Genomic DNA, 16,595 nt, shown 5'->3' on the forward strand with positions numbered 1-16,595 from the left:
AGCTATGATTATATGTATCGGAAGAGAATTCGGAAGTGGCGGCCATGAGATTGGAAGAGAGATTGCAGAAAAGCTTGGATTAGAACTTTATGACAGGAATCTGATCGATAAAGCAGCAGAGAAGATGGTAACAATGCCGAAAAAAGTGCTGGAAAAAGCTGAAGAAAAGCGGCACAATCCATGGCTGCACCAGGTATGGTATGATGTACCAAATCAGGAGTTGAACGGAATGACAGCAAACGATATGCTGTATCTGGCATACAATTCTATAATCAGGGAGCTGGCCGAAAAAGGAGATTGTGTATTCGTAGGAAGATGTGCGGATTATATATTAGAGCAGGCAGAGCTTAAGCATATCAGCCTTTTCGTTGCAGCACCATTTGAATGGCGTGTTAAAAGAAAGATGGAACAGCTTTCTATCGATGAAAAAGAGGCAACGACTTTAGTAAGGAAAAAAGACAAAGACAGAAAAGCTTATTATGATTATTACACAGGAAGAAGCTGGGGAAGACCTCATAACTATGACCTGTGTATCAACAGCTCAAAACTTGGAATTGAGGAAACAGCAGAAAAACTTGTGAAGATGGTCCGGGAATTGGAAAAATAAGAATATAGTGTGTTCAAAGAACAGCTATTGATAATCTGAGTATGCAGAAAGACACAAAAAAGGGATTCGAACAGGCGGAAGACAGCCTATTCGGATCCCTCTGTTCTTATGATCATAATATCATTCAGTCTTAGGATCGTATTCTTCTTAGGGAGGACAGATAAGTCATCCCTAAGCACAAGATAGATTGTGATCTGATGTGCCTCTTCCAGTTCACCTACGGTTTTTCCGGCATAAGTACGGTCAACGAATACTTCAACGATTTCCTTAATATCCATATCCTTAAGATTAGAAATATTACTTTTTCGCTGGTACTGTTCAACGAAACCGGCGCTGATGATACCGGTAGGGATAGCGACAACACCGACTCCCAGATAAGCGATGCAGATCGCCATCACGCGTCCCAACGTAGTGACGGGATAGATGTCGCCATAGCCAACGGTAAGAAGTGTGGACATGCTCCACCAGATACCGCTGAAAGCATTACGGAATACATCCGGCTGTGCATTGTGTTCTACGCTGTACATACAAAGGCTGCTTGCCAGCATCAGGATCATAACGATAAAAACAGACGAGATGATCTGGTTGCGTTTTTCATATAATACAGTTGTAATAACATTGAATGAATCATATTTCGCATTTAACCGGAACAGATGAAAAATTCTTGCCACACGCAGCATACGGAAGATGACAAATCCCGAAAGGAAAAATGCCGGGATAATTGTCAGAAGATCCACAATACCGTCAAACGAAAGCAAAAATTTAATACGGGCACGACCCTTTGAAACTTCCGGATATAAAAAGCCTGCAGTCCAGATGCGAAGCACATATTCAATACAGAAGATAAACACGGTAATATACTCAATTACTGAGAATATTCCGGATAAAAATGCCAGACCGGAAAATGTTTCCATAAAGGTAACCGCGATATTACTAACAATGGTTATCGTAATGAAGATATCAAAAAAACGGCTGATACGATTGCTTTTATCACCGATTTGTATAATGTTAAATATTTTTTCTTTCATGAAATGCCTCTTGTTTATCTTTTGTGTTGTTACAGTTTATAGTGTAAGATGGTTTTACCAGTCCCTTTAAACTATAACTTAGTTTTTACATAAATACTGATTTTAGTCTAACATATACAGGACAAAAACTCAAAAGTATCTGTAAAAGAAATGTTACTGTTCACACGTTGTGCAAACAGTAACAAAGAAATAGCAATTCTTGTATCTCTAAAAAAACTTTGCTGAAAGAAAAGAAGATGGTAGGATAAATATGTAAATGTAATTCAGACATACAAAAGGAGAGAAAAAGAATGGCAAAGATAGATCACGCAGCAATCCGCACGGCATCCTATGAAGAAGCACAGAAATTTTTCGAAGACATTTTCGAAATGCATATGTGGAGGGAGATTGGTGAAAAACCGGAAAGAAAATGCTGGTATAAAGAAGGCATTCAGTTATGTGAGACAGAAGAGATAGAGACATCTAATGAAAATGGTTACGATCATATTTCTATTGCAGTTGATGAAGTTGAAACTGTGATGGAAAGAGTAAAGGCATATCCGGTAGAAATCATAAATGATCACTGGTTTTCACTTCCAAATGGAACAAAGATCGAATTAAAACTGCTTGAAAACTGGAAATTAAATGATTAAGAATAATCTGCAGAATATATAGGGCACTTGATGTTGCCAGATTCTAAATGAATATAAGGCAATTAAAAATTCTCCGCATACACACTGGCCTTTATAAGATTTATGAGCATTGTATGCGGAGAATTTTTAAACCTAATTATTTACAGTTTTTACCATGCAGATAGAAGAAAAGTCCTCCGATAATAAATCCACCGCCGATGATGTTACCGATTGTAACAGGCAGAAGGTTTACTGCGAAGAAATTCCCCCAGTTAAGGGAAGCAATCTGAGCACCTGTAATTCCGTATAATTCTTTTGCTTTTGCAACATAATTCGGATTCATAGAAGCGAAGATGCCGGCTGGTATGTAGTACATATTTGCAACGCAGTGTTCAAAACCAGATACAACGAATGCCATGATCGGGAAGAAGATGGCTAAAGATTTTCCGGCGATATCTTTTGCGGTAGAAGCCATCAGTACAGCAGCACACACCAGAATGTTACATAAGATTCCGGAAATCAGAGCCGGAAGGAAAGATAAGCTGACCTTTCCGAGTGCAACCTTAATGGTAAATGCTCCAAGTGCTCCGCTTGTATAATTATACTGTCCTGAAAGATATACCAGATAAGCAAGTGCCACCGCACCAATCATATTGCCGATATAAACAATGACCAGTGTACGGACGAGTGCTGTGACAGTGATCTTTTTCTTGATACATGCCATTGTCATCATGCAGTCACCAGTGAAAAGCTCGCCGCCGATGAAGACAATCATCATAAGTCCGACCGGGAAGACGCAGCCTGCAACCAGACGTGCAAGACCTACATTGGAAATGTCATGCATAGCAACGTTACTGGACTGCGCACCGAGAGCAATGCAGACACCGGCCATGATTCCCATGAAAAAAACTTTCTTTTTAGAAGTTGCAGCCTTTTTTACAGCCCCGTTCATATTGGCCTGTACAACTTCCTGTGGAGTGTTAAATAATGAATCCATAATAACCCTTTCCTATTCCTTATAGTTCTTATAGTTTGATAAAAATATCACATAAAATATAGCACGGATAATAAAGCCACGGCAACCTGTAAAGACAAGGTTTATGCTCTTTTTTTCGTACAGTATCGAAAAAAGTATGGTATAATGGGCGATGGCAAAGAATGCAACATAAGATAATGAAAAAAATATGCAATAAACATGGATGAATGCGAAAACATCATAGAGACATAACAATATAGGAAAATATATCTTAGAATAAGGAGGAAAAGAAATGGCACAGAATAGTTGTGACAGCTGTACCTATTACACATACGACGAAGATTATGAAAGCTACATGTGTGACATCAACATGGACGAAGACGAATACATGCGCCTATTGTCTGACCAGCATTATCAATGTCCGTATTACCGAAATGGGGATGAGTATATGGTGGTTCGGAAGCAGATGTAATTTGCTGTTTCATACACTTTCTCATGGACCGGGAGGCCACAATGAAATAGTGTATGAAACAGCAAAAAACTACGCAGATTCTATTTCATATGTAAATCCCGCATCCGTAATCGTCTGAATCGTATCCTTGATCCCCTGTCCGCCAGCAGTCAGGTAACCAGAAGCAAAGATAGAATCTACAACGCTTAACAATTCCTTTTCATGTCCCTTAAAATACACCTCACGTCCGGCAGCGCAGCGGATATCAGACTGTGGAACCAGAAGTCTGGCAAGACATAATACTTTCATGCCATATTCATAAGTAAGTCCGGAGATATCCTGGTCTCCAAGAGGTGTGCCAGGGATTGGAAGGAGGAAGTTAATTGGAAGTGCTTCCGGATTGATCTCTTTTAATTCTAAGAGCATATCGACAACGTCTTCTTTACTTTCCCCCATACCAATAATTCCGCCACTGCAGATTTCAAATCCCAGTCTCTGGAGCATATGGATATTTTCCACACGCTGATCAAAGGTATGAGTAGTGCAGATGTGACTATAATAAGCACGGCTGCTGTTCAGATTGTGGTTAATACGGTCAAGTCCGGCATCTTTTAACATTCTCGCCTGTTTTTCCGTTAAAAATCCGATGGAGCAGCAAAGGTGCGTTCCTGTTTCTTTCATCTTGCGGATACGTCCGGCAAGCTGTTCAATCTCTGCATCGGTAAATTTCATTCCGCTCAGTCCGATACAGTGTCTGGACAGGTGATTCTCGTTGACAAAATCATTGTCATTATATAGCTTTTCGTCCTCTACCCATTTGTAGGTGTCAATGTCGGCATTGGAACGACAGGACTGTGCACAGTAAGCGCAGTCCTGAGAGCAGTTACCGCTGCGGACATTAGTAAGAATGTGAATGCTGACATGGTTTCCTTTATATTTTTTCCGGAGAAGTCCGGCACGTTCGATGAGAGCATCCAGCTGGTCATCCGGTGTGTTCAGAATCTCGATTGCTTCTTCGCGGGTTAATTCAGGATCTTCGTGTGTGTGAATTTCTGGCATCATGTGTTACCTTCCTTTTATTAGAATGATTCAACGGTTGTTAACCGATATACAAAAAAGGTTAACATGATGAAGCGGGAAAGTCAACTGTAACGTAAAAATAAGTTAACAATTTGGGCTGGAAGAAGACATATTTTTTGTTTTGCTTTTGTACGGACTTTATCTTCATACATTTTAATGTCAATTTGTTTTTATTTGGGAGTCCAGTTGTCAGTAACTTCCATAGATGGGAAATGCAGTATCGATATCACCATTTTTCAGAGCCTTGATCATATCAGAATAAGAATTGAATTTTACTGGTGTAAGATTCATGCTATAACGGTCTTTCATATGACCAGTGAAGGTAGATAGAAGTCCGATCATTTCATGGTTTGTATCATCCCAGTCAGAATAAGGAAGTTGCCTTCGCCTTCCTGATAGCCCTGGTAAGTCAGGTAGCCAACCCGGATTTTTTTAAGCGGAGAAGAAGTAGTTTTTGCTTCAGCAATTTCCGGATGCATAAAAGACATGGAGAAAATCAGAATTACCAGGAATAATATGCTGCCGTGTTTTCTAAATGTGTGGTTCATAGTATATATGATACCCCCCGTTCTTAAAATGAACTGACAGCTATAAATAGATCCCTGCTGAACAGTTACGCGGTATGTATAATATTTTACAATGTGTGGAAGTTGGACATCAACTGATTTGAAAATAAACGGCGGGAAGTATTAAAAAAATATAAAAATGCAGATTTTCGGCCAGTTTTTTGTATAATAAATACAGATACTTTATAGAAATATAGATACGAATATAGATACGGATGCAGGTACGGATAGCGGTACAAAGAGAGAAAAATATTCCGGAAGCATATTCGGAAAAGAAAGGGAGGCAGCATGCTTCAGATACAGCATATTTTCAAAGAATACAGGACGGGAAATCTGGTGCAGAAAGCGCTGGATGATGTAAGCCTGAACTTAAGAGATAATGAATTTGTCGCAATCTTAGGACCCAGTGGTTCTGGTAAGACGACACTTCTTAATATCATCGGAGGACTGGACCGTTATGACAGCGGTGACCTGATCATTAATGGGATATCGACGAAGAAATATAAGGACAGAGACTGGGATTCATACCGGAATCATACGATCGGATTTGTATTCCAGAGTTATAATCTGATCCCGCATCAGACCGTATTATCTAACGTAGAACTGGCCCTTACAATCTCAGGAATCGGAAAAGAAGAGAGAAGAAAGCGTGCCGTTGATGCACTGAAAAAAGTAGGTCTTGGGGAACAGCTTCACAAAAGACCAAGCCAGATGTCCGGAGGACAGATGCAGAGAGTTGCTATCGCAAGAGCACTGGTGAATGATCCGGATATTCTTCTTGCAGACGAACCAACCGGGGCACTTGACAGCGATACCAGTATCCAGGTTATGGATCTTCTTAAGGAAGTGGCAAAGGACCGGCTGGTTGTGATGGTTACGCATAATCCGGAACTGGCAGAAGAGTATGCAACGAGAATTGTGACTTTGAAGGATGGAAAGATCCGTTCGGATACAGATGAATATATCGTAGAAGATCAGGATTTGAAAGCACCGGAACATAAAAATATGGGAAAGTCTTCGATGTCGTTCCTGACAGCGCTGGCACTTAGCTTTAATAACTTGAAGACCAAGAAAGCAAGGACACTTCTGACTTCCTTTGCCGGTTCCATTGGTATCATCGGTATTGCTTTGATTCTGGCGTTATCGAATGGAGTGAACGGGTATATCCAGTCGATAGAAGAAGAGACGCTGTCAGAGTATCCGCTTCAGATTCAAAGTACCGGATTTGACATTACTTCGATGATGGTCGGCGACAGTGGAACAACAGGTAGTCAGTCTTCTGGTAAGAAAAAGGAAAAAAGTGATGACGATCAGGTTAAGATCATGAGCATGGTCACAAATGCATTTTCCAAGATGGATACAAATGACCTGAAGTCATTAAAAAAGTATCTGGATACAAACAGTAAACAGATCGAAGATTATACGAATGCGGTTGAATATACATATAATGTTACACCGCAGATCTACAGACAGGATAACGATACGGTCAGACAGGTGCATCCGGATAAATCCTTTGAAGCGTTGGGAATTGGTGCGGATTCGGGTGCAAACAGCATGATGTCATCCATGATGAGTACCAATGTGTTTTACCGAATGCCAAAAAATACCAGCCTTTATGAGAATCAATATGATGTAAAAGCAGGAAGATGGCCGGAAAAATATAATGAATGCGTACTGGTACTGAGCCAGGATGGAGGTATGAGTGATTTCTTATTATATACACTGGGATTGAGAAATCAGTCGGAGCTTGACGATATGATTCAGGAATTTGTCAATGAAGAGACCATCAAGACACCAAAGTCACTGGGAACCTATCAGTATAAGGACATTTTGAATAAGAAGTTCAAGCTGGTAAATGCATCGGATTATTATGAATATGATGAACAGTATAAGGTCTGGAAAGATAAAAGCGATAAAGAAGAATACATGAAAAAGGTCGTAGAAAACGGGGAAGATCTGAAAATCGTAGGAATCGTACAGCCGGCAGAAGGTACAAAAGCTACTTCCCTGAATGCCGGGATCGGATATCCATATTCGCTTATGACACACGTGGCAAAACAGGCCAAAGAAAGTAAGATCGTAAAACAACAGAAAGAAAATCCATCGGTTAATGTATTTACCGGAGAAGAATTCGGCAAAAAATCAGACGATGGCGGATTGGATATGAGTTCTCTTTTCACAGTAGATGAAGATGCGCTTCAGAAAGCATTTGGAATGGGAGATAAGAATCTGGCCGGAAGTCTTGGAGATTCACTGGATCTTTCAAAATCACTGAATCTTCAGGATGCATTCGCACTGGATGGCAATACACTGAACCTTTCGGGTCTTGTCAGTCTGGATCAGGTGGATCTGGATCTGTCCGGGCTTCCGTCTACAAGTCTTGGAGATATGATCCAGAGTCTGGATATTACTGTGAAACCGGGCGGAATGCAGAAGATGGCATCCAGTCTAATGGAAGGATACCAGATATATGCAAAATCCCATCCGGAGGCAGATTATTCCAGCCTTGGAGATAACCTGTCAGAGTATCTTACCACAGACGAAGCAAAAGTAATCCTGAAAAAGTACTTTTCAAAGATACTTCAGGAAAATGGGGAAGTGACAATCACAGATGAAAAGATGCAGAAACTCTTGTCAGATATTATGCAGGGATTCCAGGAATATGTAAAAAATCAGGGTATGGAAGAAGTAAGCGTAGAACAGTTTGGAGAGCTTATGAATGCATATCTTCAGACACCGGAAGCAAAAAAGATACTGACAGACTGGGTGAACAGTCTGTATCAGGACGTCGATATACAGATATCGGAAGCAGACTTAAAAGATATGGCATCTGAGCTGGCATCTGGTTATCTTGCATATGCAAAAGAAAAGGGTTATGCGGATCCGTCACAGATGGGCGTACATTTTGCGGAGTATCTGAATACCGTAGATGGAAAAAGCAGACTGACCAGCGGCCTTGTGGATACGTTGGATATGAACAGCCTGGAAAGCCAGCTTTCGCAAGGAATGAATACCTATATGAAACAGACAATGGGGGCATACACCGGAGCAATCGGAGGAGCACTGGAGACACAGATTGGTTCAGCGATGCAGCAGATTGTAAGCCAGATGTCAGCAGGACTTGAAACAGTTATGACCTCTGCGATGACGCAGGTGGGAGAGAATCTGCAGTCAGCGATGGGAGATGCGATGAAGATTGACACGGATGCATTTGCGCAGGCATTCCAGTTCAACATGACGGAGGATGATCTGACGGAACTTATGATGTCCATGGCAGGAACAAAGAGTGCAACGTATGATAACAACCTGCAGACACTTGGCTATGCAGATTTTTCAGAACCAAGTGAGATTGATATCTATCCGAAGGATTTTGAAAGTAAAGAACAGGTGGTAGATTTCCTGGACCAATATAATAAGAAGATGGAAAAGGCAGGTAAGGATGAGCAGGTGATTTCATATACAGATATTGTGGGAACATTGATGTCATCCGTGACCGACATTGTCAATACCATAAGCTATGTACTGATTGCATTTGTTGCGATATCACTGGTTGTATCTTCTATTATGATAGGAGTTATCACATATATCAGTGTACTGGAACGAAAGAAAGAGATCGGAATCTTAAGGGCAATCGGAGCATCTAAGGGAAATGTATCCCAGGTATTTAATGCGGAGACATTTATTATTGGATTATGCGCTGGACTTATGGGAATCGGTCTCACACTTTTGATCCTGGTACCTGGTAATATGATCATTCATGCAGTGGCAAACAACAATAACGTAAGTGCGGTGCTTCCGGTAGTTCCGGCACTGGTGCTGATCGGGCTGAGTGTATTGCTGACATTGCTTGGCGGACTGATTCCGTCAAGAAAGGCATCTAAGAGCGATCCGGTTACGGCACTTAGAACAGAATAAGTTGAAAAAATCACAGAGAAAGATTAAAATATGCTGTAGAGAAATCTGCGGCATATTTTGGTTTAGCTGACATGTAGACATGTATTCTTAAGAAACAGTCATTGGTGAATCTTATATGTGGCAGTGGTGCAGATATCTAAGCATGTAAAAACAGGAGGAAGATATGTACAATTTTAATTATTACACACCAACAAAAGTCGTATTTGGAAAAGATACAGAACAAAAATGTGGAGAACTGATAAAGGAGCAGGGCTGTAAAAAAGTTCTGATTCATTACGGAAGTGGAAGTGTGAAACGTTCTGGACTGTTAGATAAAGTAAAGGCTTCGCTGGATGAAGCAGAGGTGGATTATATAGAACTTGGCGGAGCGGTACCGAATCCGAGACTTTCATTAGTATACGAAGGCATTGAACTGGCGAAAAAAGAGGGAGTAGATTTTATCCTGGCGGTAGGTGGCGGAAGTGCCATTGATTCGGCAAAAGCAATCGGATATGGTGTTGCAAATGAAGGTGATGTATGGGAATTCTATGATAGAAAGCGACAGGCAACCGGATGTCTTCCAATCGGTGTTGTGCTCACAATCGCAGCAACCGGAAGCGAGATGAGTAATTCATCTGTTATCACAAAAGAAGAAGGCTGGATCAAAAGAGGATACAGCAGTGATTATGGAAGACCGAAGTTTGCAATCATGAATCCGGAACTTACCATGACTCTGCCGGATTATCAGACAGCCTGCGGTTGTACCGATATCCTGATGCATACAATGGAACGCTATTTTACCAATGGCGGCAATATGGAGATCACAGACAGTATTGCAGAAGGTCTGCTGCGTACAGTGATTGAAAATGCTAAAATACTGGTCAAAGATCCGAAGAATTACGATGCGCGTGCAGAAGTTATGTGGGCAGGAAGTCTGTCTCATAATGGTTTGACCGGCTGTGGTGCGGTTGTCGGAGGAGACTTTGCATCCCATGCACTGGAGCATGAGATTGGTGGAATCTATGATGTGGCACATGGCGCAGGACTTGCAGCAGTCTGGGGCTCATGGGCAAGATATGTGTACAAAGACTGCCTGCCAAGGTTCGAGAAATTCGCAATGAATGTCATGCAGGTCAATCCGGAAGGTACAGCTGAGGAGGTAGCACTTCGTGGAATTGAAGCGATGGAAACATTCTTCCGTGAGATCGGAATGCCGACATCCATTCATGAACTTGGTATTGAGCCGGGAGAAGAAGATCTGAAGCTGATGGCGCATAAATGCAGCATTGCAAGCAAGGGGAGCAAAGGATCAGCAAAAGTACTGCATGAAGAAGACATGTATAAGATATATAAGGCAGCATTATAATGCTGTATTGACAAGAATTCTTGAAAGGATATATCAAATGGCATGCAGTAGAAGTACGTCATGCCATTGCATGATGAACAGCTAATAAAAAACTCTCTATAAAAATCAGAATCAATAGTATTGACTGATGTGTTATAGAGAGTTTTTTCAGACATATTTTAATTAAAATTTTGCTGTGGCTGCTCTATATTATTTTTCAGGTCCGCAGCTATCGCTTTTTCTACATCTTTTACCATTTCCTTTTCGGATGAAGGAAGAGCCAGGAAAGCAGCAGAAGCAAGCGGCAGAAATGTGATCCATATGCCGCGCGCACCGATATAAGTAGCTGCAAAATATCCGGCGAGTACACCAAGGTGGAAAAGAATCAAGGTGTTGGTAAAAAGCCAGGCTCTTTTTTTCTGTGCCAGATCGTGATTTATATGATATCTGGTCCAGGAAAGAATGGTCTGTTTGTAGTTGTTCGTTGAAAAGATCGTAGAACTGTTATAACATTCCGGATCGGTAAATGTCTGCCATTGATATGCATTTAAAATAAATACAGGAAAAAGTGCAATCAGTGGATTCACAGATACCGGAATGACACCTGCGATCCAGACGCAGACAGCTTCGATGACGAGTGCAATGTATGCTTTCGATGATGGAAAACGTTCTCCAATTAAAAAGGCCGCCAGGATGGCAAGTCCGTATAGTACAAAAATTGCCAGCCGCAAAAGTGCATCTGTAAGGTTCATTTCGGCAAAGTTTAATACCATTTCTATCAGATTCATAGTCTGTGCCGCACCAAAATTACCGCCGCGGACTAAAATGGCATAAGCACCGGTCAATCCACCGATAAATGCGAGATTTATATGTAAAAGTGTTCGCTTATGATTTTGTATCCAATTCATTTTTATCACCCGGAGCCTATTATAGGACGATAGGTTTAAAAAATCAAATAAAAGAAGAAAAAAATACGATTGAACACAAAATAATACAAATAAAGATTGACAATTAGGAAAAATGTGAGTATCATATACTTTATCGGATAAAAGCGTTAAAGCGCGAAAGCTAAACGTGAAATATAAATAAACATGAAAGGGGATTTTCCAATGCCGATTACTGATATATTGGAGAAAAACTGCCGACTGTACGGAGATGACGTTGCACTGGTAGAGATTAATCCGGAGATGCCGGAGACAAAAAGAACTACATGGAAGGAGTTCGACTTAATTGAACCATCGCGTGCAGCTTATTATAGAAGAGAGATTACATGGAATGTATTCAATGAGAAAGCGAACAGATTTGCTAATCTTCTTATTGAAAGAGGAATAAAAAAAGGAGAAAAAGTGGGGATTCTCCTGATGAACTGCCTGGAATGGCTGCCAATTTATTTTGGAATATTAAAAACAGGAGCACTTGCAGTTCCGTTAAACTTCCGTTATTCTGCGGATGAGATCAAATACTGTGTGGAACTTGCAGAGGTTGATATTCTTGTATTTGGTCCGGAGTTCATCGGACGAGTAGAAGAGATTGCAGATGAGATCAGCAAAGGACGTCTTCTGTACTTTGTAGGGGATGGATGTCCGGGATTTGCAGAAGATTACAATGCACATACGGCAAACTGTTCCAGTCAGTCACCAAAGATTGATGTCAATGACGACGATGATGCAGCAATCTATTTTTCATCAGGAACCACGGGATTTCCAAAGGCAATCTTACATAATCACGAATCCCTGATGCACGCTGCAAAAGCAGAACAAAACCATCATGGACAGACAAAAGACGATGTTTTCTTATGCATCCCTCCGTTATATCATACCGGGGCAAAGATGCACTGGTTCGGAAGTCTTCTGACGGGTGGAAAAGCAGTTTTATTAAAGGGAACAAGTCCAAAGACAATCTTACAGGCAGTATCAGAAGAACATTGTACAATCGTATGGTTACTGGTGCCGTGGGCACAGGATCTTCTGCTTGCGCTTGATAATAAAGAAGTGGACATTGCAGATTATGATCTGGATCAGTGGAGACTGATGCATATTGGAGCACAGCCGGTACCACCAAGTCTGATCAAGCACTGGAAAGAGTACTTCCCAAATCATAAATACGATACAAACTATGGTCTGAGTGAATCCATCGGACCTGGATGCGTACATCTTGGCGTGGATAATATCGATAAAGTCGGAGCAATCGGAAAAGCCGGATATGGCTGGGAAGCAAAGATTATCGACGAACAGGGCGAGACAGTAAAACAAGGAGAGACAGGAGAACTTGCGGTAAAGGGACCTGGTGTTATGACCTGTTACTACAGAGATCCGAAGGCAACAGCCGAAGTCCTGCATGATGGATGGCTCTATACTGGAGATATGGCGATGGAAGATGAAGATGGATTTATCTTCCTGGTTGACCGTAAGAAAGACGTTATCATCAGTGGTGGTGAGAATATCTATCCGGTACAGATCGAAGATTTCCTGCGTACCAATGATGCAATTCTGGACGTCGCAGTTATCGGTCTTGCAGATCACAGACTGGGAGAAATCTCAGCTGCAATTATTGAGCTTAAGCCGGGGGTAGAATGTACAGAAGAAGATATACAGGAATTCTGTAAAAAGCTTCCAAGATACAAGAGACCACGTAAGATTATATTTGCGGATGTTCCGCGTAATCCTACGGGTAAAATTGAAAAACCAAAACTCCGTGAAAAATACGGGGCAACACATCTGGTTGCAGCACAGAACCAGGGATAATAAAAAGACAAAGCGTAATTATCATTCCGGCAAAATGGAATGGTAATTACGCTTTTAATCATAAGAAAACTATATACAAGATAAAGAGCAGAAATAGAAAACGAGAGTGGAGAATAATGACAAAAGAAAATAAAATCCAGATACGGACAGCAACAGAAACAGATGCAGAAAAACTACTTGAAATCTATGCTCCATATGTAAAAAATACAGCCATTACATTTGAATATGAAGTCCCATCCGTAGAAGAATTCCGGGATCGTATCTATAATACTCTGAAGAGATATCCTTACCTTGTGGCAGAGGTAGAAGGAACCATATATGGATATGCATATGTAAGCCCGTTTCATGAAAGAGCGGCATATGACTGGGCGGTCGAGACTTCTATTTATGTAGACCAGAATAAAAAGGGCATGGGAATCGGAAAGAAGTTATACGAGACGCTGGAGAAAATTTTAAAGAAGCAGAACATATTGAATCTGAATGCGTGTATTGCATGTACAGAAACCGAGGATGAATATCTGACCAACGCAAGTGTTCATTATCATGCACATCTGGGATACCGGATGGTGGGAGAGTTCAGACAATGCGGATACAAATTCCACCGGTGGTATAACATGGTATGGATGGAAAAACACATTGGTGATCATATAGAAGATCAGCCGCCGGTTATTGCATTTCCAGAGCTGAAAGATAAAAATCTGTAAAAAACAGGGGATATTTCTTTACAGAAAAAAGAAGTATGATTATAATATCCATGTTAAATACGTTGGAAATCAAGGCGGGAAAGATTATGAAATTAATTAAAACAGAGGACGCGGTAGGACATGTACTGTGCCATGATATGACGCAGATCATTCCAGGTGTAACCAAGGATGCCAGATTCCGGAAAGGACATATCGTAACAGAAGAAGACATACCTGTGCTGTTATCAATCGGGAAGGAGCATCTGTATGTGTGGGAGAAGACAGAAGGAATGCTTCATGAAGATGAAGGAGCAGAGAGGCTTCGGGGAATTACGCAGAATGAGCATATGCATCCATCCGGTGTGAAAGAAGGAAAGATTGAGCTGATCGCTGATACAGACGGCTTATTCCAGGTGGACGTTAAACGGTTATATGACGTCAACAGTGTAGATGAGATCATGATTGCAACAAGGCATACGAATACTGCGGTAAAAAAAGGCGATAAGCTTGCAGGAATGCGGGTGATTCCACTGATCATTGATGAAAAGAAGTTAGAGGAAGCTGAAAAAGCAGCGGGAACGGAGCCATTATTAAAAGTGACACCGTGGAAATTAAAAACAGCCGGGGTTATCACAACAGGCAGTGAGGTGTATAAAGGGCTGATTAAAGATCAGTTCACTCCGGTAGTTGAGAAGAAGCTGGAGGCATATGGAATCCAGATGACACAGCATGTGCTGTGCAGCGATGATATGCAGATGATCACACAGGCAATTGCAGATATGAGATCGGCAGGTGTTGATCTTATTATCTGTACCGGTGGAATGAGCGTGGATCCGGATGATAAGACGCCGGGAGCAATCAAGGCGTCCGGTGCCAGAATCGTAACTTATGGGGCACCGACACTTCCGGGAGCAATGTTGTGTCTTGGGTATTTTGAAGATGGAACACCGATTGTCGGTCTTCCGGGATGTGTGATGTATGCAAAAGCAACTGTTTTCGATCTGATACTTCCAAGGGTTGCAGCAGGCGTAGAGATAGAACGCAGAGATATTATCCAGATGGGACACGGAGGACTCTGCCTTGGATGTAAAGAATGCCATTATCCGGTCTGCCCGTTTGGTAAGGAGGCGTAGATGGGAGAGTTTACGCATTTTAATGAACAGGGACATGCCGTGATGGTAGATGTCAGTGAAAAAAAAGATACGGTAAGAGAAGCAACAGCGATGGGAAGAATCCGTATGTCAAAGGAGTGCTTTGAAAAAGTAAAGTCTGGCGGTATGAAAAAGGGTGATGTACTTGGAACTGCCAGAATTGCGGGAATTATGGGAGCAAAGAAGACATCGGAGCTGATTCCTTTATGTCACATTCTGAATTTAACGAAAGTGACCATAGAATTTGAATATATAGATGAGACATGCGAGATCGAAGCAAGATGTACGGCGAAGACGGTCGGAAAGACAGGGGTAGAGATGGAAGCACTTACCGGAGTTCAGGTCGCACTTCTTACAATCTATGATATGTGTAAAGCGGTAGATAAGAAGATGGTAATGAACCGGATCTGCCTTCTGGAGAAATCCGGCGGAAAAAGCGGACTTTGGAAAGCTAATGTGGAGGAATCCGATGATTGATGGAAAAGGCCGGCTGATTGATTATATGCGGATATCGGTTACGGACCGTTGTAATTTAAGATGCAGATACTGTATGCCGGATGGGATCAGACAGATCCCTATGTCGGAGATACTGACCTATGAAGAGATTGAGCACATTTGTCAGATAGCAGCAGAGCTTGGAATCAAAAAGTTAAAAATTACCGGAGGAGAGCCGCTTGTGAGAAAAGGCTGTACAGATCTGATACGCAGATTAAAGAAAGTACCGGGAATCGAGCAGGTGACGCTTACGACGAATGGTGTGCTTTTGACAGAATATCTGGAATCATTAAAGAAAGCAGGAACTGACGGGATTAATATCAGCCTGGATACCTGTAACTCTATAAGATATCAAGCGATTACAGGTATGGATGCATGCGACAGGGTCATAGAGGCGGTTCATAAGTCGGCAGACAGTGGAATCAGAACGAAAGTCAATGCTGTGTTACAGGAAGATAACCCAGAGGGAGAAGTCTGCAAAGAAGATATAAAAGGTCTGCTTGATCTGTCAAAAGAGACAGCTGTAGATGTCCGGTTTATAGAGCTTATGCCGATTGGTTATGGAAAAAAGAGACACGGAGTATCCAATGACAGGGTGTTAAGCGAGATACGGAAGATCTATCCAGAGATAAAAAGAGACGAAAGAACGCATGGGAACGGGCCGGCGGTATATTATCAGATTCCGGGATTTTCCGGCAGTATAGGATTCATCAGTGCGATGCACGGGAAATTCTGCCGGGAATGTAACCGGATCCGGATGACGGCAACCGGTGATATAAAGCCGTGTCTGTGTTATGCAGATGTATATCCACTCAGGGATCTGTTAAGAAGTGGTAATTACGAACTTGTCAAAGAACAGTTAACGGAAGCTGTCAGGAAGAAACCGGAAGCACATTGCTTCGAAGAGCCGGGTGCTGTTACTGAAGAACATCAGATGGTACAGATTGGAGGATGAGAGACACCA

14 protein-coding genes are annotated in these 16,595 nt (G+C 41.6%); 10 read left to right on the forward strand and 4 right to left on the reverse strand.

Annotated elements, in window-relative coordinates:
- Positions 1-4: 4 nt before the first annotated feature.
- Positions 5-607, forward strand: coding sequence for a cytidylate kinase-like family protein (locus ACWJAF_RS07200; protein ID WP_448863049.1), 603 nt, complete (start codon positions 5-7; stop codon positions 605-607).
- 86 nt (positions 608-693) lie between these two features.
- On the opposite strand, the gene ACWJAF_RS07205 is transcribed toward ACWJAF_RS07200, so the two are convergent.
- Entirely contained in the window at positions 694-1,635 is a 942-nt protein-coding gene (locus tag ACWJAF_RS07205; protein WP_448863050.1) for an ion transporter, read from the reverse strand.
- Positions 1,636-1,925: 290 nt separating this feature from the next.
- On the opposite strand from ACWJAF_RS07205, the gene ACWJAF_RS07210 reads away from it, so the two are divergent.
- A complete protein-coding gene (locus ACWJAF_RS07210; RefSeq protein ID WP_296029614.1) occupies positions 1,926-2,267 on the forward strand; it encodes a VOC family protein in 342 nt (113 codons plus the stop codon).
- A 136-nt stretch (positions 2,268-2,403) separates the two neighbouring features.
- On the opposite strand, the gene ACWJAF_RS07215 is transcribed toward ACWJAF_RS07210, so the two are convergent.
- Positions 2,404-3,243: a formate/nitrite transporter family protein gene (locus ACWJAF_RS07215; RefSeq protein ID WP_448863051.1), complete on the reverse strand. Its 840-nt coding sequence runs from the start codon at positions 3,241-3,243 to the stop codon at positions 2,404-2,406.
- Positions 3,244-3,514: 271 nt separating this feature from the next.
- On the opposite strand from ACWJAF_RS07215, the gene ACWJAF_RS07220 reads away from it, so the two are divergent.
- Positions 3,515-3,694, forward strand: coding sequence for a DUF6472 family protein (locus ACWJAF_RS07220; RefSeq protein ID WP_296029608.1), 180 nt, complete (start codon positions 3,515-3,517; stop codon positions 3,692-3,694).
- Positions 3,695-3,763: 69 nt separating this feature from the next.
- Here the strand turns inward: ACWJAF_RS07220 and bioB are convergent, their stop codons facing one another.
- Positions 3,764-4,735 carry a biotin synthase BioB gene (bioB, locus tag ACWJAF_RS07225; RefSeq protein WP_448863052.1) on the reverse strand — a complete coding sequence of 324 codons (972 nt, stop codon included), beginning with the start codon at positions 4,733-4,735 and terminating at the stop codon, positions 3,764-3,766.
- 872 nt (positions 4,736-5,607) lie between these two features.
- Between bioB and ACWJAF_RS07230 the strand changes: the two genes are divergently transcribed.
- Together ACWJAF_RS07230 and ACWJAF_RS07235 are read left to right on the forward strand one after the other, a co-directional pair.
- Positions 5,608-9,234: an ABC transporter ATP-binding protein/permease gene (locus ACWJAF_RS07230; RefSeq protein WP_448863053.1), complete on the forward strand. Its 3,627-nt coding sequence runs from the start codon at positions 5,608-5,610 to the stop codon at positions 9,232-9,234.
- Between the two features lie 163 nt (positions 9,235-9,397).
- The gene (locus tag ACWJAF_RS07235) at positions 9,398-10,579 is read left to right on the forward strand and encodes an iron-containing alcohol dehydrogenase (protein ID WP_448863054.1); all 1,182 of its coding nucleotides are present in this window, start codon (positions 9,398-9,400) and stop codon (positions 10,577-10,579) included.
- A 158-nt stretch (positions 10,580-10,737) separates the two neighbouring features.
- On the opposite strand, the gene ACWJAF_RS07240 is transcribed toward ACWJAF_RS07235, so the two are convergent.
- Positions 10,738-11,466, reverse strand: a complete 729-nt coding sequence (locus ACWJAF_RS07240; protein WP_296032592.1) for a YoaK family protein — start codon at positions 11,464-11,466, stop codon at positions 10,738-10,740.
- 201 nt (positions 11,467-11,667) lie between these two features.
- On the opposite strand from ACWJAF_RS07240, the gene ACWJAF_RS07245 reads away from it, so the two are divergent.
- The 5 genes from ACWJAF_RS07245 to moaA all read left to right on the forward strand — a co-directional run bounded on the left by ACWJAF_RS07245 (position 11,668) and on the right by moaA (position 16,586).
- Entirely contained in the window at positions 11,668-13,302 is a 1,635-nt protein-coding gene (locus tag ACWJAF_RS07245) for a class I adenylate-forming enzyme family protein (RefSeq protein WP_296032591.1), read from the forward strand.
- A 116-nt stretch (positions 13,303-13,418) separates the two neighbouring features.
- The gene (locus tag ACWJAF_RS07250) at positions 13,419-14,006 is read left to right on the forward strand and encodes a GNAT family N-acetyltransferase (protein WP_296093505.1); all 588 of its coding nucleotides are present in this window, start codon (positions 13,419-13,421) and stop codon (positions 14,004-14,006) included.
- 86 nt (positions 14,007-14,092) lie between these two features.
- A complete protein-coding gene (locus tag ACWJAF_RS07255; protein ID WP_448863055.1) occupies positions 14,093-15,118 on the forward strand; it encodes a molybdopterin-binding protein in 1,026 nt (341 codons plus the stop codon).
- A complete protein-coding gene (moaC, locus tag ACWJAF_RS07260; RefSeq protein WP_448863056.1) occupies positions 15,119-15,613 on the forward strand; it encodes a cyclic pyranopterin monophosphate synthase MoaC in 495 nt (164 codons plus the stop codon).
- Positions 15,606-16,586, forward strand: a complete 981-nt coding sequence (moaA, locus tag ACWJAF_RS07265; RefSeq protein WP_448863057.1) for a GTP 3',8-cyclase MoaA — start codon at positions 15,606-15,608, stop codon at positions 16,584-16,586. The genes moaC and moaA overlap by 8 nt, the downstream gene beginning before the upstream one ends.
- Positions 16,587-16,595 lie beyond the last annotated feature (9 nt).

Source organism: Dorea sp., assembly GCF_977044405.1.